The sequence below is a fragment of the Rhodoferax sp. OV413 genome, assembly GCF_900104385.1.
Taxonomy (GTDB): Bacteria; Pseudomonadota; Gammaproteobacteria; order Burkholderiales; family Burkholderiaceae_C; genus Rhodoferax_B.
Map to the genome: position 1 here is coordinate 466,341 of NZ_FNJA01000003.1, position 19,905 is coordinate 486,245.

Annotated in this window: 22 protein-coding genes; 10 read left to right on the plus strand and 12 right to left on the minus strand. The window is 66.2% G+C overall.

Annotated features, from left to right (window positions below):
- Positions 1–111: 111 nt before the first annotated feature.
- Positions 112–798: an SOS response-associated peptidase gene (locus tag BLT66_RS13830; protein WP_092758457.1), complete on the minus strand. Its 687-nt coding sequence runs from the start codon at positions 796–798 to the stop codon at positions 112–114.
- Between the two features lie 40 nt (positions 799–838).
- Here BLT66_RS13830 and BLT66_RS13835 point away from each other — a divergent pair, with 40 nt between their 5' ends.
- Together BLT66_RS13835 and recJ are read left to right on the plus strand one after the other, a co-directional pair.
- The gene (locus BLT66_RS13835) at positions 839–1,789 is read left to right on the plus strand and encodes a phosphoglycerate mutase (RefSeq protein WP_092758282.1); all 951 of its coding nucleotides are present in this window, start codon (positions 839–841) and stop codon (positions 1,787–1,789) included.
- On the plus strand, positions 1,786–3,510 hold the full coding sequence (gene recJ / locus BLT66_RS13840) for a single-stranded-DNA-specific exonuclease RecJ (protein ID WP_092758283.1): 1,725 nt from the start codon (positions 1,786–1,788) through the stop codon (positions 3,508–3,510). Before BLT66_RS13835 ends, recJ begins: the two co-directional genes overlap by 4 nt.
- Positions 3,511–3,524: 14 nt before the next feature.
- Here the strand turns inward: recJ and BLT66_RS13845 are convergent, their stop codons facing one another.
- Entirely contained in the window at positions 3,525–3,827 is a 303-nt protein-coding gene (locus BLT66_RS13845) for a polyhydroxyalkanoic acid system family protein (protein WP_092758284.1), read from the minus strand.
- A 148-nt stretch (positions 3,828–3,975) separates the two neighbouring features.
- Here BLT66_RS13845 and BLT66_RS13850 point away from each other — a divergent pair, with 148 nt between their 5' ends.
- Positions 3,976–4,278: a DUF1840 domain-containing protein gene (locus BLT66_RS13850; RefSeq protein ID WP_092758285.1), complete on the plus strand. Its 303-nt coding sequence runs from the start codon at positions 3,976–3,978 to the stop codon at positions 4,276–4,278.
- A gap of 53 nt (positions 4,279–4,331) precedes the next feature.
- Here the strand turns inward: BLT66_RS13850 and BLT66_RS13855 are convergent, their stop codons facing one another.
- Together BLT66_RS13855 and BLT66_RS13860 are read right to left on the minus strand one after the other, a co-directional pair.
- On the minus strand, positions 4,332–5,306 hold the full coding sequence (locus BLT66_RS13855; RefSeq protein WP_092758286.1) for a tripartite tricarboxylate transporter substrate-binding protein: 975 nt from the start codon (positions 5,304–5,306) through the stop codon (positions 4,332–4,334).
- Positions 5,307–5,413: 107 nt separating this feature from the next.
- Positions 5,414–5,881 carry a universal stress protein gene (locus BLT66_RS13860; RefSeq protein WP_092758287.1) on the minus strand — a complete coding sequence of 156 codons (468 nt, stop codon included), beginning with the start codon at positions 5,879–5,881 and terminating at the stop codon, positions 5,414–5,416.
- Positions 5,882–5,951: 70 nt separating this feature from the next.
- Between BLT66_RS13860 and BLT66_RS13865 the strand changes: the two genes are divergently transcribed.
- The gene (locus BLT66_RS13865) at positions 5,952–6,656 is read left to right on the plus strand and encodes an alpha/beta fold hydrolase (RefSeq protein ID WP_092758288.1); all 705 of its coding nucleotides are present in this window, start codon (positions 5,952–5,954) and stop codon (positions 6,654–6,656) included.
- Here the strand turns inward: BLT66_RS13865 and coaD are convergent.
- From coaD to BLT66_RS13885, 4 genes are read right to left on the minus strand one after another with little or no spacing between them, the layout of a single operon-like run.
- The gene (gene coaD / locus BLT66_RS13870; RefSeq protein ID WP_092758289.1) at positions 6,624–7,142 is read right to left on the minus strand and encodes a pantetheine-phosphate adenylyltransferase; all 519 of its coding nucleotides are present in this window, start codon (positions 7,140–7,142) and stop codon (positions 6,624–6,626) included. The genes BLT66_RS13865 and coaD overlap by 33 nt on opposite strands.
- Complete coding sequence (gene rsmD, locus BLT66_RS13875; protein WP_092758290.1) at positions 7,139–7,795, minus strand: 16S rRNA (guanine(966)-N(2))-methyltransferase RsmD; 657 nt, start codon at positions 7,793–7,795, stop codon at positions 7,139–7,141. The genes coaD and rsmD overlap by 4 nt, the downstream gene beginning before the upstream one ends.
- Positions 7,792–9,135 (minus strand): M16 family metallopeptidase, encoded by a 1,344-nt coding sequence (locus BLT66_RS13880; protein ID WP_092758291.1) that lies wholly within the window; start codon positions 9,133–9,135, stop codon positions 7,792–7,794. Before BLT66_RS13880 ends, rsmD begins: the two co-directional genes overlap by 4 nt.
- Positions 9,135–10,541: a M16 family metallopeptidase gene (locus BLT66_RS13885; protein ID WP_092758292.1), complete on the minus strand. Its 1,407-nt coding sequence runs from the start codon at positions 10,539–10,541 to the stop codon at positions 9,135–9,137. The genes BLT66_RS13880 and BLT66_RS13885 overlap by 1 nt, the downstream gene beginning before the upstream one ends.
- Before the next feature lie 28 nt (positions 10,542–10,569).
- Here BLT66_RS13885 and ftsY point away from each other — a divergent pair, with 28 nt between their 5' ends.
- Positions 10,570–11,649: a signal recognition particle-docking protein FtsY gene (gene ftsY / locus BLT66_RS13890; protein WP_092758293.1), complete on the plus strand. Its 1,080-nt coding sequence runs from the start codon at positions 10,570–10,572 to the stop codon at positions 11,647–11,649.
- A gap of 10 nt (positions 11,650–11,659) precedes the next feature.
- On the opposite strand, the gene BLT66_RS13895 is transcribed toward ftsY, so the two are convergent.
- On the minus strand, positions 11,660–12,316 hold the full coding sequence (locus BLT66_RS13895) for a hypothetical protein (RefSeq protein WP_143029220.1): 657 nt from the start codon (positions 12,314–12,316) through the stop codon (positions 11,660–11,662).
- A 182-nt stretch (positions 12,317–12,498) separates the two neighbouring features.
- On the opposite strand from BLT66_RS13895, the gene BLT66_RS13900 reads away from it, so the two are divergent.
- Together BLT66_RS13900 and BLT66_RS13905 are read left to right on the plus strand one after the other, a co-directional pair.
- A complete protein-coding gene (locus BLT66_RS13900; protein ID WP_092758295.1) occupies positions 12,499–13,179 on the plus strand; it encodes an alpha/beta hydrolase in 681 nt (226 codons plus the stop codon).
- The gene (locus BLT66_RS13905; protein WP_092758296.1) at positions 13,176–14,432 is read left to right on the plus strand and encodes an Hsp70 family protein; all 1,257 of its coding nucleotides are present in this window, start codon (positions 13,176–13,178) and stop codon (positions 14,430–14,432) included. Before BLT66_RS13900 ends, BLT66_RS13905 begins: the two co-directional genes overlap by 4 nt.
- 75 nt (positions 14,433–14,507) lie before the next feature.
- On the opposite strand, the gene BLT66_RS13910 is transcribed toward BLT66_RS13905, so the two are convergent.
- The 3 genes from BLT66_RS13910 to glmU all read right to left on the minus strand — a co-directional run bounded on the left by BLT66_RS13910 (position 14,508) and on the right by glmU (position 17,275).
- Positions 14,508–15,050 carry a DUF2059 domain-containing protein gene (locus BLT66_RS13910; RefSeq protein WP_092758297.1) on the minus strand — a complete coding sequence of 181 codons (543 nt, stop codon included), beginning with the start codon at positions 15,048–15,050 and terminating at the stop codon, positions 14,508–14,510.
- A 78-nt stretch (positions 15,051–15,128) separates the two neighbouring features.
- Positions 15,129–15,878, minus strand: a complete 750-nt coding sequence (locus BLT66_RS13915) for a sensor histidine kinase (protein WP_092758298.1) — start codon at positions 15,876–15,878, stop codon at positions 15,129–15,131.
- Positions 15,875–17,275, minus strand: coding sequence for a bifunctional UDP-N-acetylglucosamine diphosphorylase/glucosamine-1-phosphate N-acetyltransferase GlmU (glmU, locus tag BLT66_RS13920; RefSeq protein WP_092758299.1), 1,401 nt, complete (start codon positions 17,273–17,275; stop codon positions 15,875–15,877). Before glmU ends, BLT66_RS13915 begins: the two co-directional genes overlap by 4 nt.
- Positions 17,276–17,387: 112 nt before the next feature.
- Here glmU and BLT66_RS13925 point away from each other — a divergent pair, with 112 nt between their 5' ends.
- The 3 genes from BLT66_RS13925 (at position 17,388) to BLT66_RS13935 (ending at position 19,842) form a co-directional block, all read left to right on the plus strand.
- A complete protein-coding gene (locus BLT66_RS13925) occupies positions 17,388–18,218 on the plus strand; it encodes a DUF6279 family lipoprotein (protein ID WP_255406920.1) in 831 nt (276 codons plus the stop codon).
- Between the two features lie 193 nt (positions 18,219–18,411).
- Positions 18,412–19,089 carry a helix-turn-helix transcriptional regulator gene (locus BLT66_RS13930; RefSeq protein ID WP_092758301.1) on the plus strand — a complete coding sequence of 226 codons (678 nt, stop codon included), beginning with the start codon at positions 18,412–18,414 and terminating at the stop codon, positions 19,087–19,089.
- Between the two features lie 90 nt (positions 19,090–19,179).
- Positions 19,180–19,842: a Crp/Fnr family transcriptional regulator gene (locus BLT66_RS13935; protein ID WP_092758302.1), complete on the plus strand. Its 663-nt coding sequence runs from the start codon at positions 19,180–19,182 to the stop codon at positions 19,840–19,842.
- The last annotated feature ends 63 nt before the right edge of the window (positions 19,843–19,905 follow it).

Below are 19,905 nucleotides of genomic sequence, written 5' to 3' on the forward strand. Positions count from 1 at the left end.
GTCAATATGACAGAGCGGTACCCATCGAGCTAGTTGAATCACATGTCGCGGCTGGCAGCCACAAGATATTTGGGTAGAGAAGGGCTATTGCAAATGGTGCTACGGACGGCATCAGAACAGCCCTTGCGGCACCTTGTCCGCCTTGTCTTCCACCGGGTTCGCGGCCAGCCAGTTGGCCGGGTACTGGCGCATGAATTCCTTGGCCTTTTCGATGCGCACCGTCAGCCAGGCATCCACCGCGCCTTCGTTCAGGATCACCGGCATGTGCCGGTCGTTGCCTTCGGGGCCGTAGCGGCGCATCAGGGCGTGGTTGTTGGCGTTGATGGTCAATAGGGTGTAGCTGAGGAAGGGCACGCCGTCCGGCCCGGTCCAGCTGGCCCACAGCCCGGCCACGCCCATGGGCTTGCCATCGATGCGCGAGATGCGCGTGGGCACGGCTTTTCCGCTGCGCCAGTCGTCCACAAAAAACGCCTGCATGGGCACGATGCAGCGCTGGTTTTGCAGCCAGGCATCGCGGAAATTCTGCGTGGTGCTGGCCGTCTCTGAGCGCGCATTCACCAGCTTGGGCGCACGCAGCTTACCGTCGGACGCCGACTTGACCCAGTGCGGCACCAGACCCCATTGGGCGGGCAGCAGTTCGCGGGTCGGTGGCGCATCGCCCTCGCCGGACACCGGCCGGATGCAAAACCCCGGCTTGCGCGGCCACATATGGCGCTCGCCTACAGCGGCAGGCGGTTCGACGTTGAAGGCGTCGCGGTAGGCAGCGGCTTGCTGCAGAGATTCGTAGTGGGTGGTCATGGGGGGATGGTAGCGCTGCGCCATCCCGGACAATAGCCCCATGTCCACCCTCTCCCATTTGCTGATTCCCTTCGCCGCCAGCGACTCCGAAGGCTGCCGCGCTGCGCTGGCCACCCTGCGCCTGCCCCATCTGGAGCGGCTGCTGGCGCGCCTGACGCCCACCACCCGCGACAGCGGGCCGGAAGACAGCCTGTCGCCGCCGCACGAACGCGCGCTGGCCCGGCACCACGGCCTGGCCGCTGCCGACGGACTCATCCCCTGGGCCGCTTGGCGGGCCTCGCAGGCTGGGCAGGACGGCGCCTGGGCCTTCATTACCCCCTGCCACTGGCAGGTGATGACCGACCACATCGTGATGGCCCGCCCCGACACCCTGGGCCTGGATGAAGCCGATTCGCGCGCCGTGCTGGCCGCGGTGCGGCCGTATTTCGAAGAAGACGGCATCGCGCTGGAATACGCCCACCCCACGCTGTGGCTGGCGCGCAGCGAGATCTTCCACGGCCTGGCCACGGCCTCGCTGGACCGCGTGGTCAGCGGTGTTGGCAGCCGCAATGTGGACGACTGGATGCCGCCCACTGCCCAGGGCGGGCCGCTGCGGCGGCTGCAAAGCGAGATGCAGATGCTGCTCTACACCCACCCGGTGAACGACGCCCGCGCCGAGCGCGGCCTGCTGCCGATCAACTCGTTCTGGGTCAGCGGCAGCGGTGCCCTGGCCGCCCCACCGCCGCCGGTGGCCGCCCCCCGCATGCCCCTGGCGCTGCTGCACGCCGCCCAGAATGAGGACTGGGCCGGCTGGACCACCGCCTGGCAGCAGATCGACGCCGAAGACTGCGCGGCCCTGCTGGTGGACGTAGAACAAGGCACGCAGGTACAGCTGACGCTGTGCGGCGAACGCAATGCCCAAAGCTTCGAGGCCGCGCCACGCAGCTTCCTACAGAAAATATCAAGCATTTTTAGCCGCCAGCGCTTATCCGCTGTGCTGGAGCAGCTATGAAAATTACAGCACGCGATATTCCCCCGCGCGCCGTCTGGGCGCTCGAACAGGCCGGCGTCCATCCGCTGCTGGCGCGCCTGTTCGCCGCCCGCGGCGTGGCCGACAAGGACGCGCTGGACGACGGCCTGGGCCGCTTGCTGTCGCCCGCCAGCATGCTGGGCACGCAGGCCGCGGCCGTGCTGCTGGCCGACGCCATTGCTGCCGATAAAAAGCTCTGCATCGTCGCTGACTACGACTGCGATGGCGCCACCGCCTGCGCCGTCGGCCTGCGCGGCCTGCGCCTGCTGGGCGCCAAACACGCCGACTACATCGTGCCCGACCGCGTCACCGACGGCTACGGCCTGACCCCCAGCATCGCCCGCCGCGTCAAGGACAGCGGCGCCGACATGCTAGTCACCGTGGACAACGGCATCGCCAGCCTGGAAGGCGTGGCCGAGGCCAAGGCGCTAGGCCTGCAGGTGCTGGTGACCGACCACCATCTGCCCGCGCTGAAAGACGGCCAGATCGTGCTGCCGAATGCCGACGTGCTGGTGAACCCGAACCAGCCGGGCTGCACGTTCGAGAGCAAGTCGATTGCCGGTGTCGGCGTGATGTTCTACGTGCTGCTGGCGCTGCGCGCCGAGCTGCGCAGCCGAGGCGTCTTCACGGCCGAAAACCAGCCCAAGCTGGACCCGCTGCTGACCCTGGTAGCCCTCGGTACCGTGGCCGACGTAGTAAAGCTGGACGCCAACAACCGCCGCCTCGTGGCCCAAGGGCTGAAACGGCTGCGGGCGCAGGCACAACCTGCGGGACTAGCTGCGTTATTTGTAGCAGCGGGGCGCCAGGCCAAGGTCGCCACCACCTTCGATTTCGGCTTTGCGCTGGGCCCACGCATCAACGCCGCCGGCCGCCTGGCCGACATGACCTTGGGCATCGAATGCCTGCTGACCGACGACCCGGCGCGCGCCACCGAACTCGCCACCACGCTGGACAAGATCAACCGCGAACGCCGCGAAATCGAAGGCGGCATGCGCGACCAGGCGATGCTGGTGGCCGAGTCGTTGTTCGATGAATCCGAAGAGCCGCCACCGGCCGTCTGCGTGTTCGACCCGGACTTCCACGAGGGCGTGGTCGGCATCGTGGCCTCCCGGCTGAAGGACAAGCTGCACCGCCCGATCTTCGTCTTCGCCGCCAGCAAGGCCCCGGGCAAGGAGCATGAACTCAAGGGCTCGGGCCGATCGATCCCCGGCTTCCATCTGCGCGATGCACTCGACCTGGTGGCCAAGCGGCACCCGGGCGTATTGCTGCGCTTTGGCGGCCACGCGATGGCGGCCGGCTGCACCGTGCACGAAGACAACTTCGAGCAATTCGAACAAGGCCTGCAGCAGGTGGCGCTGGAATGGCTGGACGCCGCCACCTTGACGCGGCGACTGGAAACCGACGGCCCGCTAGCGCCCGAATACCGCCGCGCCGAACTGGTCGACGTGCTGCACAAAGAGGTCTGGGGCCAGGGCTTTGCGCCGCCGACATTCAGCGAAGAAGTCGAAGTGGTGTCGCAGCGCCTGGTCGGCGAAAAGCATTTGTCGCTAAAGCTGAAGCACCAGGGCCAGCCAGTGGACGGTATCTGGTTCGGCCACACCGAGAGCCTGCCGGCCCGGGTGACCCTGGCCTTCCGCCTCGACGTGAACGAGTGGCAGGGCCAGCGCCGGGTGCAGTTTCTGGTGGAAGCCGCGGAGCTTTAGAAGCCCAATAAATTTCAGGCTTGCGCCGCCTGCGCCAGCAACTTGTCCATCCGCCGGGCCACTTCGGTCTCGATCTTGTCCTGGAACGCGCTGAACAAGAAGCCCAGCTCGGCGTCCAGCACAAAGCGGTCTTCGGTGACCTGCACCGTGCCGCTCACACCGGCGCGCGCAAAGGAAATCTCGTCGCAGCTCGCGCCCTCGACATAGGTGCAGCTCAGGCCCAGCCGGCTTTCAGCTTGCTCCAGCCATTCGTTGGCGAGCTTGCGTGCGGCAGGCAAGCCCAGGGTATGTTCACGCTGCATATGGATGTCGGACACTCAAAATCTCCTGTGGGAAATGGACATGGCCCAGGCGGCACCCGACCAGCGGGATAGCGCACATCCTAGGGAAGTTACGGGCCGGATCATGCCAGTCTAACGGCAGCAAGCCGGGCACAATGGTGACACCATTTCCAAAGGAGGCTCCATGATCTACAAATTCAAATCCAAGGCGGACGGCGACCTTGTCATGCTCGAACCGAATGGCCGCCAGATACTGGATATTCTGGGCAAGACCACCGGCGCCCACGGCATCATCCTGCCTGCCGAAATCCCTGGCGCGATCAGCGCGCTAGAGGCGGCCATCGTGCAAGACAACGCCGCCCGCCGGGCCGCTACCGCCGAGGCCAAGGCCCATGAAATGGACAGCGTCACACTGCAACAGCGCGCCAAACCCTTCATCACCATGCTGCAACGCTGCGCTCAGGACAACGTCGAAATCGTCTGGTAAATAAAAAAGCCGCTGGGCCTCGCGGCGCAGCGGCTTTTTGCAACACAACGCAGTTAGTCCGCGTACACGCCCGCAGCCTTGATGATGGGGCTCCACTTGGCGATTTCAGCCAACACGTATTTCTTGTGCTCCGCCGGTTCCACGCGTTTGTCGTTCACCACCACCGCGCCCAGGCCTTCTTGTTTCTTGATGAAGTCTGGATCTTTCAGCGCCACTTTCAATGCCGCGTTGAGCTTGGCCAGTACGTCCGGTGGCGTGCCTTTGGGGGCATACAGGCCGTGCCAGATGGTGACTTCAAAGTCCTTCAAGCCCAGTTCCTGCAGCGTGGGCAGATCCTTCAGGGCCGGGGTCGTCAGGCGCTTGCTGCTCGCCACGGCAAACGCCTTGACCTTCTTGGCTTCGATCTGGCCCGAAGTGTTGGTCGTCTGGTCACACATCAGATCGATCTGGCCGCCGATCAGGTCGGTCATCGCCGGGGCCGCACCTTTGTAGGGCACGGTGGTCATGTCGGACTGCAAGGCGCTCTGGAACAACAGGCCGCACAAATGCGATGCCGAACCCACACCCGCATTGCCCAGATTCACCTTGCCCTTGTTCTGCGCCAGCCAGGCGGTCAACTCTTTGTAGTTATTGGCCGGCATGCTGGGCTTGGTCACCAGGGTCATGGGCACTTCATTGACCATACCGAGGTATTCAAAGTCGCTATCCACCTTGAAAGGCAGGTTGCGCACCAGCCCAGGCATGGTCGCCATGCCGATGTGGTTCAGCAGCAAGGTATAGCCATCGGGCGTAGCCCGTGCGACCTTGGCGGAGCCGATCGAGCTACCTGCACCGGCGACGTTGTCCACCACGATGCTGACACCGCCCAGGGGCTTGCGCAAGGCTTCGGCCAGGTCACGGGCTACCCGGTCGGTAGGGCCGCCAGCCGAGAACGGCACGACGATGCTGACCGGCTTGCTGGGGAAATCGGCCGCCTGGCTGCACACAGCGACAGCCGCCAATGCGACCAAGGTAACTAGTTTTTTCATGGATGCTCCTGTTGAACTGGGGCGATCATAGCCAAGCCCCTGTGTTTCAGCGTATGGGAAACCACGTAGGCCGGAGCATGGGAAATCACCTAGTCCGGGCAGAAAAATCAGACCGTTTCCTCGAATTCTGGTTCTGATTCCGGCGCCTCACTTGGCTTGATCAGCATCACCGGCACCTTGGCCGCATGCAGCACCTCGTGCGACACCGAACCCAGCAGCGCGCTGCGCAGGCTGCCCTTGTCGCGCGCGCCCATCACCACCATGTCGCAGGCAAAGCGCTCCACGATGTCGATCAACGTATGCGCCGGATCGCCGGTGGCTACCTCGGTGGCGTACGGAATAGCCGCATGCCGCAGCAAGGCCTCGCCGGCCTTCAGCGCCTTGGCGCCGGCCTGGGCACTGGCCCGGGCAATCAGTGCCGGGTCGGCCGCCATCACCATCTCATACAGGTGCGCGGGCTCTTGCACATTGGCCAGCACCACCTCGGCCTGCAGGCCCTGGCGCACCATGCTGATGACCTGGCGCACGGCCTGCAGCGACACCTCGGAGCCGTCTAGGGGTAACAAGATCTTCATGGCGTATTCTCCCGGGGTTTGAATACGGCCAGCATAGGCCAATTTTCCCCCTCCGCCCGAAGATTCCCGCATGCCCCAACTGATTCTGATCCCCGGCCTGGCAGCCGATGCCGAGATGTGGTTGGACCAGCTCGCCGCCCTGCCGCCCCGCTGGCGCACCGCGGTGACCGACGTGCACGCCCGCCACGGCGACATTGCGGCCATGGCCCAGGCGCTGCTGCAAGAACATGCGGGCGAACTGGTGCTGTGCGGCGCCTCCATGGGTGGCATGGTGGCCATGGAAGCCGCCCGCCAGGCGCCGCAACGGGTCCGCGGCCTGGCCTTGCTGGGTACCGGCGCGCGGCCCGAAAGCGCACTGCACCGGCGCCAGCGCGAAGGCGCTATCCAGATGTTCGAGCAAGGCCGGGTGTCGGAATTCGTGCGGGCCAGCGCCTCCCTGGCCTTCTCGCGTGAGCAGGCAGGCAACAAGGCCTTGACCCGGCGCTACAAAGACTTGGTGCTGCGCGCCGGCACGGCCCAGTGGATACGCCAGAACCGCGCCATCATGGACCGGCCCGACGCCCGCCTGCACCTGGCCCTGGTGCGCTGCCCGACCCTGGTGCTGTGCGGCGAATCCGATCTGCTGACGCCACCTGCGCTGTCGCAGGAAATCGCCGCGCTGGTGCCCGGCGCCGAGCTGCAATTGCTGCCCCAGTGCGGCCATATGCTGACCATGGAGCAGCCGGAGGCCGTGAATGCGGCGTTACTGGCCTGGCTGACCCGGCTGGGCCGCTAGGCTGCGCACTTTGGCGTCCAACTGCTGCTGCACGAAGGGCGAAACAAACTTGTGCACCTCGCCGCCCAGCAGGGCGATCTCGCGCACAAAGGTGCTGGACACGAACTGGTAGCCGTCGCTGGGCGTCAGGAACACGGTTTCCACGTCCGGCATCAGCGTACGGTTCATGCCGGCCAGCTGGAATTCGTAGTCGAAGTCGGTGACCGCGCGCAGGCCGCGCACCATGGCCTTGCCGCCGCGCGCCACCACGAAGTCGCGCAGCAGGCCCGAAAAGCTCTCCACCCGCACCTGCGGATAGGCCTTGACCGATTCGCGCACCATCTCCATGCGCTGCTCCAGGCTGAACAGAGTCTTCTTGTGGTGGCCCGCCGCTACGGCCACGATCACCTGGTCGAACAGCTGGGCCGCGCGGCGCACCACGTCCTCGTGGCCCAGGGTCATGGGGTCGAAGGTGCCGGGGTAGACGGCCAGAACCGGCGGATTCATGCAGCTTCTCCGGCGTCTGCGCCCAGGGCTTGCAGCAGATGCGCATGCACAGCGCCGGCCTTCAGGTAGCGGTAGACGTGCAGGCCGAACGGGGCCAGCAACTCATCGGTCCATTTGCTCGGGCCTTCAAGGTAGATGAAGCCCTTGGGCTGCAGCGCCTTGGCCGCGGCGCCCAGCGCCGGCTCATACAGGCCGGATTCGAACGGCGGGTCCAGAAACACCAGGTCCACGCTGGCCAGTGCCAGCTGGCGCAGTGCCGCCACGCCATCGCCGCGCTGGATCTGGGTGCTGCCGGCCTGCAGCTTGATCTGCGTGGCTTTCAGCTGGGCCACCAGCGCCGGGTCTTGTTCAAAGATATGCACCTCGGCCGCGCCGCGCGATGCCGCTTCGAAGCCCAGCACGCCGGTGCCGGCAAACACATCCACGCAGCGCCAGCCGCCCAGGTCCTGGCCCAGCCAGTTGAACAGGGTTTCGCGCACCCGGTCGGGCGTGGGGCGCAGGCCGGGCTTACTGGCCACGGTGAGGCGAATGCGCTTCCACTGACCGCCGATGATGCGGATCTCCCCAGGTTTCCCACCTACGGGGTGCGGGTCTGATGGGCGGGGTTTGCTCTTCTTGACTGCTTTTTTGGGGGGACGTTGCAACGTGCTCATGGGTTTTCTCCGACCACCACGGTGGCCATTTTTTCGGGTTGCAAGATACGCTGGAAAGCCAATTGGATGTCGGCTTGCGTCACGCGTTCGATCTGCTGGGTCCAGTGGTCCAGGTAGTCCAGCGGCAGATGGTTCCAGGCGATGTTAGCTACGTTGTCCAGCAGTTTGCGGTTGCTGTCGATGCGCAGCGCAAATCCGCCAGCCAGATTGTCCTTGGCGGCCTGCAGCTCGGCGGCCGTCGGCCCCTCGGCCACAAACCGGGCCAGCACCTGTTTCGCCACCTGCACCGCCTGCGCGGCCTGGTCGGGCCGGGTTTGCAAGCCGATGGTAAAGGCCCCGGCGTGCAAGCCCGGGCCGAAGCCGCTGTAGACGCTGTAGCTCAGGCCGCGCTTTTCGCGCACCTCGCTGGTCAGCCGCGAACCAAATCCGCCACCGCCCAGGATGTGGTTGCCGACCAGCAGCGCAAAAAAGTCCGGGTCGCTGCGCGGGTAGCCGCGCTGGCCGATCATCACCTGGGCCTGGGCCGAGTCAAAGGGGATGCGCTGATCACTGGCCTGGGCCAGTGGCGCCACCTCCGGCAGCGTCGGCAAGGGCGCGCAGGCGGTCTGCGGCAGGCGGGCCAGCAGCCGGGTGACCAGCGCATCGGCCTGGGCCCGGTCCACCGCGCCGACCAGGCTGACGGTGGCCCGGCAGGGCAGGATGCTGCGCGCATAGAACGCCCGCATGTCGGTGGTCTGGATGCGCGTCAGCGTCGCTTCGGTCAGCTGGTAGCCATAGGGGTGGCTGCCGTAGACCGCTGCCGCCAGCGCCCGGCCAGCCACCGTGCCGGGGCGGGTGGCGGCTTCCTTCAGCTGGGCCGCCACGCGCTGGCGCTCGCGCTGCCACAGGCTGTCGCTGAACGCCGGCTCGCCGATCTGCCGTGCGGCCAGCGCCGTGGCCTTGTCCAGCAGGTCGGGGTAGGTCAGGCTGCGCAGCGAAAAGCTCATGCGGTCGGCACTGGCGCTGCTGCCCAGCGAGGCGCCGAGATCGGCCCAGGCCTCGCCCACGGCGTTGTCGTCCAACGCCGGGTCTTTGCCGACGGCACGCACGCCCTGGGTGGCCATATTCGCCGTCATGCTGGCCAGGCCGGCCTGCGCGGCCGGATCGCGGCGGCTGCCGGCGTCGAAGTCAAGCTGCACGTCCAGCATCGGGATCGCCGGGCTGGCCACCAGGAAGACCTGGGCGCCGCTGGGCTGGGTCCAGTGTTGCACCGGAATCGCCGCTGCTGCAGAATTTATAAGAAAAAGGCTTCCAGCGCATATAGAACCTGCGCAAGAAGCTATATTTTTAATAGTAAACATCAGCGCAGTTCTCCGGTGGGCAGGGGGCGTTTCTTGGGTCGGTTCGGGTCCAGCGGCTGGGGCCGCAGCGCCGCCACGGTGAGCTGGTCGTCGCCAAAATAGCGGGCAGCCACCGCCTGCACCTGGGCCGCGCTGATACCGCGCAGCCGCGCAATCAGCCGGTCGTTGGCGTCCAGCGGCAGGCCTTGCACCCAGTTGCTGCCCAGCTCGCGCGCCTGGTTGAACACCGAATCCAGCTTGTACACCGCGTTCGACACCCACTGGGTCTTGACCCGGCTGAGCTCGGCCTCGGTCACGCCGTTCTGCGCCACCAGGGCCACCTGGGCGCGCAGGGCGGCTTCCACTTCTTCCGTGGTGTGGCCGGCGGCCGGCACGCCGTCCAGCATGAACAGCTGGGGGCCGCGGCCGACCAGGCCGTTGTAGGCACCGGCGCTGTCGGCCACCGGGCCGCCGGCCTGGCCGCGGTCCTGGGTCAGCGCGCGTTCCAGCCGGGCGCCGCTGTAGCCGTCGAGCACGGCGGCCAGCACGGTCAGGGCCAGGGCGTCGTCGTTATCCTCGGCCAGCTTGGGCACCTTGAAGGCCAGGGCCACGTAGGCCTGTTCGGCCGGGGCCTTGTAGTCGAGCCGGCGGATGCCGACCTGCTGCGGCTCCAGCCGGGGCTTGCGGACCGGCACGGCGCGCGCCGGGATGCTGCCGTAGTGCTTCTGGGCCAGCGCGCAGACCTGGGCCGGCTCCACATCACCAGCCACCACCAGGGCCGCGTTGGCCGGCACGTACCAGCGCTGGTAGAAGGCCCGGGCGTCGTCGGCGGTCATGGCCTCCAGGTCGCTCATCCAGCCCACCACCGGGCGGCGGTAGGGCGAGGCGGTGAAGACGGTGGCGGTCAGCGCCTCGTGCATCAGCGAGCGCGGTGCATCCTCCACCCGCATGCGGCGTTCTTCCTTCACCACCTCCAGCTCGCGCTTGAATTCGTCGTCGCTCCACTGGTTGTGGGCAAAGCGGTCGGCCTCCAGCTGCATCACCGCTTCCAGCTTGGCCGCCGGAATCTGCTGGTAGTAGCCGGTGTTGTCCTTGGCGGTGAAGGCGTTCTCGCGCCCGCCCAGGGCCGCCACCCGGCGCGAAAACTCGCCCGGCGCCAGGCTGGGCGTGCCCTTGAACAGCATGTGCTCCAGAATGTGGGCCACGCCCGAGGTGCCGTCCACCTCGTCCATGGCGCCGACACGGACCCACAGCATTTGCACCGCCGTGGGGGCCCGGTGGTCGGGCTGGACGATGACCGTCAAGCCGTTCGCCAGCCCGCATTGCGTGGCCGTGGTGGGGGTGGTGGAAGGGGCGACAGACGGGGCAATCTGGGCATTCGCCAGGGCACTGAGGCTGCAGCACAACAGGGGCAAGAGGCGTTTCATAGAATGGTTGATTCTAAGAACGCCCTTTATGTTCAGCTTTTTCAAGAAAAAACCTCCTACCCCCGAGATTCCCGCCCCCGCCGCGGCGCCTGCGCCCCTGCCAGCCGCCCCATCCACGCCCGTCCCCGAAGCCCCGGCCTCCAGCTGGCTGCGCAACCCCTTCGCGGCCAAGCCGGCTGCCGATCCCGTGCCCGCAGCCCCGGCCGCCCCGCGCGCCGACTGGCTCGGCAAGCTGAAGAACGGCCTGCGCAAGACCGGCTCCAGCATTGCCACCGTGTTCACTGGCACGCAGATCGACGACGCGCTGTACGAGGAGCTGGAAGACGCGCTGCTGATGGCCGACACCGGCGTCAAAGCCACCCAACACCTGCTGGCCGACCTGAAGCAACGGGTCAAGGCCGCCAAGGCCACCGAGCCGCAGGCCGTCAAAGCCCTGCTGGTCGAGTCCATCACCGCCCTGCTGGCGCCGCTGGAAAAAGCCCTGGTGATCGGCCAGCACACGCCCACCGTCATCATGGTCACCGGCGTCAACGGCGCCGGAAAAACCACGTCGATTGGCAAGCTGACGCGCCACCTGTCTGCGTCAGGCGCTAGTGTTTTACTAGCAGCCGCAGACACCTTCCGGGCCGCCGCGCGCGAGCAGCTGGGCGTCTGGGCCGACCGCAATACGGTAGAAATCATCAGCCAGGAAGGCGGCGACCCGGCCGCCGTGGCCTTCGACTCGGTGAGTGCCGGCAAGGCCCGCGGCCGCGACGTGGTGCTGGTGGACACGGCCGGCCGCCTGCCCACCCAGCTGCATCTGATGGAAGAGCTGAAGAAAATCCGCCGCGTGGTGCAGAAGGCCGACGCTACAGCGCCGCACGAGGTGCTGCTGGTGATCGACGGCAATACCGGGCAGAACGCCGTCAGCCAGGTCAAGATTTTTGACGACGCGATCCAGCTCACCGGCCTGATCGTCACCAAGCTGGACGGCACGGCCAAAGGCGGCGTGCTGGCGGCGATTGCCCAGGAGCGGCCAATTCCGGTGTACTTCATCGGCGTGGGCGAGCAGCTGGAAGACCTGGAAACCTTCAACGCGCGCGAATTCGCGCAGGCGCTGCTGACCTAAACCGCCATCCTCAAGGCGCGCGGCTGTCGCACTTGCCTTCGAACAGCAGCTTGCCGCTGCCGCCCAACAGGCGTGCGTGGCGGGCCTGGCGGTCGACGATCCATTGGGCACCGCTGCCGAACACCACCTCGGTGTCGCTCACAAAGCCCGAACTCAGCCACTGGTGGTTCACCGCCACCGCGTCGTCCTGCGCGCTGAAGCGCACTTCCACGCCGCGCCGGGTCTCATTGCTGCCGTCGGCCTGCAGATCGCAATACACGCTCTGCATGTCGGGCGGGCCGCCTTTTTCGCGCAACTGCCGGGCAATACGGCGGGCCGCGCCCGGCTGGCTGCTGCTGCGGCAGGCGAATTCAGCTACCAGCCAGGTGCCGTCCAGCATGTGTACCGGCGCGAAACTCAGGCTCTCCAGGTCCAGCGCCGTGGCGCGGCGCGGCAGCAAAGGCGGCGGCTCAGGCTGCAGCGAACCCGACGGCAAGGTAGACGACAAGGTGGCAATGCGCAGCGGCCCCTGGCAGTCGGCCACAAAGTCCGCATAGCCGGCCACCGGGCTGGGCCGGCGCAGATTGATCAAGAAGTAGGTGCCGGCCACATGGCGGCGGCCCAGAATCTCCAGCGACACCGCATCCACCCCGACCAGCACGTCGTCGATGCGCTGGACGATCTGCATGTCCTTGCTGGCCGGTGCGTCCGCGGCCCACGCCAGGGGCCCACAAAATGCAAGGCAGACGGATAGCGAGAGGCAGTGGCGCAGAAAGGGCATGCGGGCGATTTTGCCCGGCTTCACCATAGCTCCTTAGAATCACTACCCTCCTGATGCCGCGAACCTGCGGAAAACCCTTAGTACGCACTATGACCAATCTTCTGCAGCGCATTGAAATCGAAACCGCGCCCCACCCCACCGCCGCCATCATCTGGCTGCACGGCCTGGGCGCCAGCGGCGACGATTTTGCGGCCATCGTGCCCGAACTGGACCTGCGCGGCTGCGCGCCCATCCGCTTCGTGTTTCCGCACGCGCCGACCATGCCGGTCAGCATCAACAACGGCTATGTGATGCCCGCCTGGTACGACATCAAGAACGTCGACCTGGTGCGGCAGGAAGACGCGGCCGGCATCCATGCCTCGGCGCTGGCCATCGAAGCCCTGATTGCCCACGAGGTGGCCCGTGGTATCGCGCCCGAACACATCGTGCTGGCCGGCTTCTCCCAGGGCTGCGCCATGGCCTTGCACACTGGGCTGCGCCACAGCGCCCGGCTGGCCGGCATCATGGCCTTGTCCGGCTATCTGCCGCTGGCTGCGACCCTGGCCGCCGAGCGGCACGCGGCCAACGCCAAGACCCCCATCTACATGGCGCACGGCACGGCCGACCCGGTGGTCGTGTTGCCGCGCGCCGAAGCCTCGCGCCAGGCCTTGCTAGCCCTGGGCTACCCGGTGCAATGGCATACCTACCCGATGCCGCACAGCGTGCATCCCCAGGAGGTGGCTGACATCAGCCGCTTTCTGCAGTCTGTTCTGGGGGCGACCAAGGGATGATGCTCGGTATCGACTTCGGCACCTCGAACACCGTGGCGGCGCTGGTGCGCGCCGACGGCAGCCTGGACACCATCGCGCTGGACGCGGGCAAGCCCACGCTGCCCACGGCGCTGTTCTTCTCGCACGAAGACCAGCACACCAGCTTTGGCACGGCCGCCATGCAGGCCTACCTGGCCGGCACCGACGGGCGGCTGATGCGCTCCATCAAAAGCCTGCTGGGCAGCAGCCTGATGGACGAAAAAACCGTGGTCAACGGCCAGCTGATGAGCTTTACCGACATCCTGGGCCTGTTTTTCAAGGAGCTGAAGAGGCGCTCCGAAGCCCATTTAGGCCATGCGGTGCAGCACGCCATGCTGGGCCGGCCGGTGCATTTTGTCGACGGCAACCCGGCCCGCGATGCGCTGGCCCAAGCCACGCTGGAGCATGCCGCACGCGCCGCCGGCTTTGACGAAGTGCAGTTCCAGCTGGAGCCGATTGCCGCGGCCTTCGACTTCGAACGCCGCGTCACCCAAGACACCACCGTGCTGGTGGTGGACATTGGCGGCGGTACCTCCGACTTCACCGTGGTGCGGGTCGGACCAGGCCGCCAGGCGCTGGGCGACCGCAGCCGCGACATCCTGGCCACCACCGGCGTGCACATAGGCGGTACCGACTTCGACCAGATCCTGAACCTGCGCCACGCCATGCCGCTGCTGGGCCTGGGCCATACCGGTCCCAGCGGGCGCGAAGTGCCATCGGGCGTGTTTTTCGATCTCAGCACCTGGCATCTGATCCACCAGTCGTATTCGCGCAAAAGCCTGTCCCAGGCCGCCGACCTGCGCGACGCCTATACCGACCGCCGGCTCCACCAGCGCCTGCTGCAGGTGCTGCAGGACCGCGTAGGCCACCACATCCTGGCGAATGTAGAAGCCGCCAAGATCGCCTGCTCGCTCAGCGCGGCGCCGGCCGACATCGACCTGGACTGTATAGAGCGCGGCCTGGACGCCCAGATCACGCCCGAAGGCCTGGCCCAGGCGCTACAGGCCCAGCTGGCCCGGGTGGTGCAATGCGCGCAGGAATGTGTGGAACTGGCGGGGGTGGAGCGGCCGGACGCGATGTACGTGACCGGCGGCTCGTCGGCGCTGGCGCCGCTGCAACAGGCTTTGCAAGCCCTGTTCCCGCAGTCGCGCATGGTGGTGGGCGACCGCTTCTCCAGCGTGGCGGCCGGATTAGCCTATGCAGGCTCGGTGGCGCGGGAATTGGCCACGGCCTGAAACCGGAAGCAATTGCTATCTAATAAATAGCTGCTAGCGCAGCTAGCACCTGCGCCAGAGCCATATTCCTTAGATTTACTTGGCGGGTTGCGCGGCGGCTTCCAGCCGCTTGCCGATGGATTGCTCCAGGGTCTTCAGCTTGGGCTCGATCTGGCCCTTGGTGTCGGCCACCAGCTTGTCGACCAGCGACTTCTGGATTTCCTGGCCCATTTGGTTGAATTTACGCTGTACCGGCGACTCCAGCAGGGCGATCAGCTGGCGCAGCTCGTCTTCTGTGAACTTTTCATCCAGCAACACGCCGATGGTCGAAGGGGCCAGTTTGCTCGCGCGCTCACGCAGCAGCGGGCGGGCTTCATCGATGTATTTCTTGACGTCGCCCTGGATTTCCTTGCCCAGCGCTTCGCGGCGTTCGGGCGGCACACGGAACTGGACAGCGGCCTCCACTTGCTGCTTCAGGCGCAACAAGGGTTGCTCGGCCAGGGCCGATGCAGTCACGTCCACCGCAGGTTGCTGGATCTGCAGCAATTTATTGATCAGTTCTTTTTTTGCGGGATTGGGTTCGGCATGGGCCATGGCAGCGACCGCCAGCAAAGTGGCGGCAAGGAGTGTTTTCTTCATTATCGATTCTTTCAGTAGAAGTAATCTGGGTGGCACAGGGCCACGGACCCACAGCGTCGTGTGCGGATTATCGCCATGCTAACCCGCCGCCAAGGTAAAGCGCACGGTGCAGCCCCCATCCTGCACCGCCTGTGCGGACATGCTGCCGCCATGGCGCTGCACGATCTTGCGCGCCAGGGCCAGGCCGATGCCGGCGCCCTCGAACTCAGATACCGTGTGCAGGCGCTGGAACAGTTCAAACATCGTGCCGCTGGCCGCGGGGTTGAAACCCACGCCGTTGTCGCGCACCCAGAAGCTGAAACCGTCTGCCGCCGGCTCCCAGCCGATGGTGATCTGCGCTTGCGGCCGGGGCCGGGTGAACTTGATGGCGTTCGACAGCAGATGCCGCCACAGCTGGCGCAGCAAGGCGGCGTCGCCGCTGAGCGACGGCCAAGCTTCAGGCAACTGCCAGTCGATATGGCGGCCCGCGCTGTCGGCGGCCAGCTCGCGCCGGGCCTCGGCGACCAGCGCGGCCATGTCCAGTGGCTGGCATTGCAGCGGGATGCGGCCCAGGCGCGACAGTTCCAGCAGCGCATCAACCATGCGGGCCATGCTGCGGGCCGACTGCTCCAGCGTGTCCAGGCAGGGGGCAGGGTCTTCGCCCTCGGCCAGCATCTCGCGCACCAGCGGCGCATAGGCGCTGATATGGCGCAGCGGCGCCCGCAGATCGTGCGAAACATTGCGCACAAAGTGCTCGAGCTCGTCCTGTAGCGCCGCATTGCGCGCCTCGCTCTGCTGCAGGCGGGCCTGCAGCTCGGCTATCTGGTTGGCGGTATCCGGCTGGGTCAAGGCTTGGCCTTTTTCGGGCGGTTCCAGTTGGCAATCGCCACCTGGCGGCCGCGGGCCACGCTCAAGGCACCTGCGGGTGCGTCCTTGGTCAGCGTGGAGCCACCGCCCACGGTGCCGCCTGCGCCCAGGGTGATGGGCGCCACCAGCACGCAGTTGCTGCCCACGTGCACGTCGTCGCCGATGACGGTGCGGTGCTTGTTAGCGCCGTCGTAGTTGGCGGTAATGCTGCCGGCGCCAAAGTTGACCCGCGCGCCTACGCTGGCGTCGCCCAGGTAGGCCAGGTGGTTGGCCTTGGCGCCATCGCCCAGGGTGGAATTCTTCACCTCGACAAAATTGCCGATGTGCACCTCGGCCCCCAGCTGGGCACCGGGGCGCAGCCGGGCGAACGGGCCGATCAGGCTGCCCGCGCCCACCGAAACGCCGGCTTTTTCGCCGTCGATATGGGTGAAGGGGTGCACCACCACGCCGGCCGCCAGGCGGGCATTGGCGATCACGCAGTTGGCGCCGATGCGCACACCCTCGCCCAGCCCCACCGTGCCTTCAAACACGCAGTTCACGTCGATGGACACATCCTGCGCGCATTCCAGGCTGCCGCGTATGTCGAGCCGCGCCGGGTCGGCCAGGCGCACGCCCTGCTCCATCAAGGCCAGGGCCTGCTGGCGCTGGTAGGCGCGCTCCAGCTCGGCCAGCTGCACAGGGCTGTTGACGCCGGCGACCTGCAGCGCGTCAGTGATCTTGTGCGCTACGACCGGCACGCCATCGGCCACGGCCATCTTGACGATGTCAGTCAGGTAGTACTCGGACTGGGCGTTGCGGTTGTCCAAGCGGCCCAGCCAGGTGCGCAGGCGGGCAGCCGGCACGGCCAGGATGCCGCTGTAGATTTCGCGGATCGCGCGCTGGGCGTCGCTTGCGTCCTTGTGCTCGACGATGGCCTGCACCGCATCGCCCTCGCGCACGATGCGGCCGTAACCGGTGGGGTCGGGCAACTCCAGGGTCAGCAAGGCCAGCTTGTCACCGCCGCCCACCGCCAGCAGCTGGCGCAAGGTGTCGGCATGCGTCAGCGGCACGTCGCCGGACAGGACAATCACCACACCGTCGTCTGCGAGATAGGGCAAGGCCTGCTGCACCGCGTGGCCGGTGCCCAGCTGCGGCTCCTGGCGTGCGAAATTTAAAGAAAATGGGGCGCTAGCGCTGATGTAGCCTGCGAGAGCCGCTTCAACTTCTGTAGCACCGTGGCCGGTAATCAGCACCACATTGCGCGGCTGCAGGGCGCTGGCGGTATCCACCACATGGGCCAGCAATGCGCGCCCGGCCAAAGAATGCAACACTTTGGGCAATTTGCTTTTCATGCGGGTGCCTTTACCCGCCGCCATGATGACTACATCGACTTCTGCCATGTCTTGTTTCTTTAGAGGTAAATGGAACGGCTTGCGCAGCGTCCGAAGGGGTATCCAACAGGCTTTCCAGCCGCTGCGCAGGCACGGGTGGATTCGGATTATCGGCCTGTTGGTGCTGGCCGCCGCGCTGCCCGGCTGCACCGGCATCAAGCTGGGCTACAACAACGGCGTGGACCTGGCGGTCTGGTGGCTGGACGGCTATGTCGATCTGGACAGCACCCAAACCCGGCAGCTGCGCGAAGACCTGGTCGTGCTGCAGCGGCAGCACCGCCAGCAGCAGCTGCCCAGCTACGCCGAATGGCTGAACCAGGCCCAAACCCTGGTGACCGGCGACCTGGCGCCCGAGCAGATCTGCAGCATGGGCAACCAGGTGCGTGGCTTTGTCGACGAACTGCTGCTCAGCGGCGAATCGGCCGCCGCCACCCTGGCGCTGAGCCTGACGCCGGCCCAGCTGGCACAGCTGGAACGCAAATACGCCAAGAACAATGCCGAGTTCCGCAAGGAGTGGCTGGCGCCGGAGCCCGCGGAGATGCGCGCCAAGCGCTACGACAAAGCCCTGGAGCGCGCCGAAATGGTCTATGGCCGCGTCACCCCTGCACAGAAGGCCTTGATCCGCCAGCAGGTGGAGCAATCGAGCTTCGATCCGCAGCTGCTGCACGCCGAGCGCCAACGCCGGCAAACCGACATCCTGCAAACCCTGCACCAGTTGCAGCGCGCCGCCCCCGGCGCCGCCGACAGCCTGCAAGCGGTCCGCGGCCTGCTGCAGCGGGCCACGCACTCGCCCCAGGCCGCCTATCGCAGCTATGCAGCGGCCCTGGCCCAGCAGGACTGCCAGGGCATGGCCGCGGTGCACAACAGCACCACCGCCAAGCAACGTGAAGCCGCGGTGCGCTGGCTGGGCAGCTATGAGAAGTCGCTGCAGGAACTGGTGGCGCAGCGCTGAACCTTGCCGGCGGTTACGCCTTGATGAAAACCACAAACCAGGGTTTTTGGTGCATGCATCACAAAATCCGCCCCCCAAAGTAACCGCCTAGAAACACTAGGTTTACATATGCTTGGTACCAGCCACGCTGCCTACCGCATTCCATGCATCGGCCTGCATACCGCAGGACCAGCGGGCTCCCAGGGAATCCGCCATGTTGCACTCTACTTTCGCCGCTCTCGCCTCCGAATCCGTCAATTACATCGACGAACCCAGCACCAGTGAATCCCCCGACGCGCTGGGCCTGATGCAGTGCGTGCTGGAGCAGATGGATTACGGCCTGGCCCTGGTGCACATGGCAACCCGCCAGATCCGCTTTGCCAACCGCCTGGCGCACGACGGCCTCAACGGCCCCGGCAGCCTGCGCAGCGGCCTGTGCGTAGTGGGCGGACGTCTGAGCACTCTGCTGCCTACCGACCATGCGCAACTGGAACGCGCCCTGCTGCGTGCCCACAGCGGCGTGCGGGCCCTGATCAGCCTGGGTGGCGAAGACTGCACCACCAGCGTCGCCGTGGTTCCGCTGAATGCCCCGACACCCACCCCTTATGCCTTGCTGGTATTTGCCAAGCAGCAGCTGTGCGACAGCTCGACCATGGCACTGTTCGCACGGGAACGTGGCCTGACCAGCGCCGAAAGCAATGTGCTAGCCTCGGTTTGCAGCGGCATGCGCCCCACCGAAATCGCCCAGCACCACGGCGTGCAGATCTCCACCGTGCGCAGCCAGCTGCGCAGCATCCGGCTCAAAACCCGCTGCGACACCATCCGCCAACTGGTGGAAACCGTGTCCATCCTGCCGCCCATGGCGCGGCACATGGCGGCAGTGCAACACTGAAGCCATCGGCCCGCCAGCCGGGCTTGCATTCGTCTTTCCACAGGCTTGCCATGGCTTAGACTGGCGTGCGCCGCTTGCGCCCGTCTATCCATGCAAACCCCACTCCCGACCCTGACCCAACGCTTCTGCGACGACCCCAGCCACCCCCAACTGGTGCGTGAACTGGTGCCGCTGGGTGAAGTACGGCGCTACCGCAAGGGCTCGATCCTGATCCACGAGGCCGACGCCGGCGATACGCTGTTTGTGGTGGTGGACGGACGTGTCAAGGTGTACTGCACCGACGACAACGACAAGGAAATCACCTTTGGAGTGATCGGCCCCGGCGAATACTTTGGCGAAATGGCACTGGACGGCGGCCCCCGCGCCGCCAGCGTGGTGACCCTGGAGTCCACCGTTTGCGCGCTGCTGACGCGCAATACGCTGCTGGGTTTCATCGCCCGGCAGCCGGAATTTGCGCTGCACCTGCTGTCCAAGGTGATCCGCCGCGCCCGTATGGCCACCAATAGTGCGCGCAACCTGGCCTTTGTCGACGTCTATGGCCGACTCAGCCAGTGCCTGCTGGGGCTGGCCACTCCGCAGGAAGACGGAACGCAAAAAATCACCGAGCGCCTGACCCACCAGGAAATCGCCAGCCGCACCGGCTGCAGCCGGGAAATGGTCAGCCGGATACTGAAAGATCTGGAGAACGGCGGCTACGTGCGCATCGAAAACCGCCAGATCGTGCTGATGCAGCCGCTACCAGCGAGGTGGTAACTCCACCGCGCCAGATTTATGCTTTTTAGGCCTCTAGCGCTTATGCAACAAGCACAAGACGCT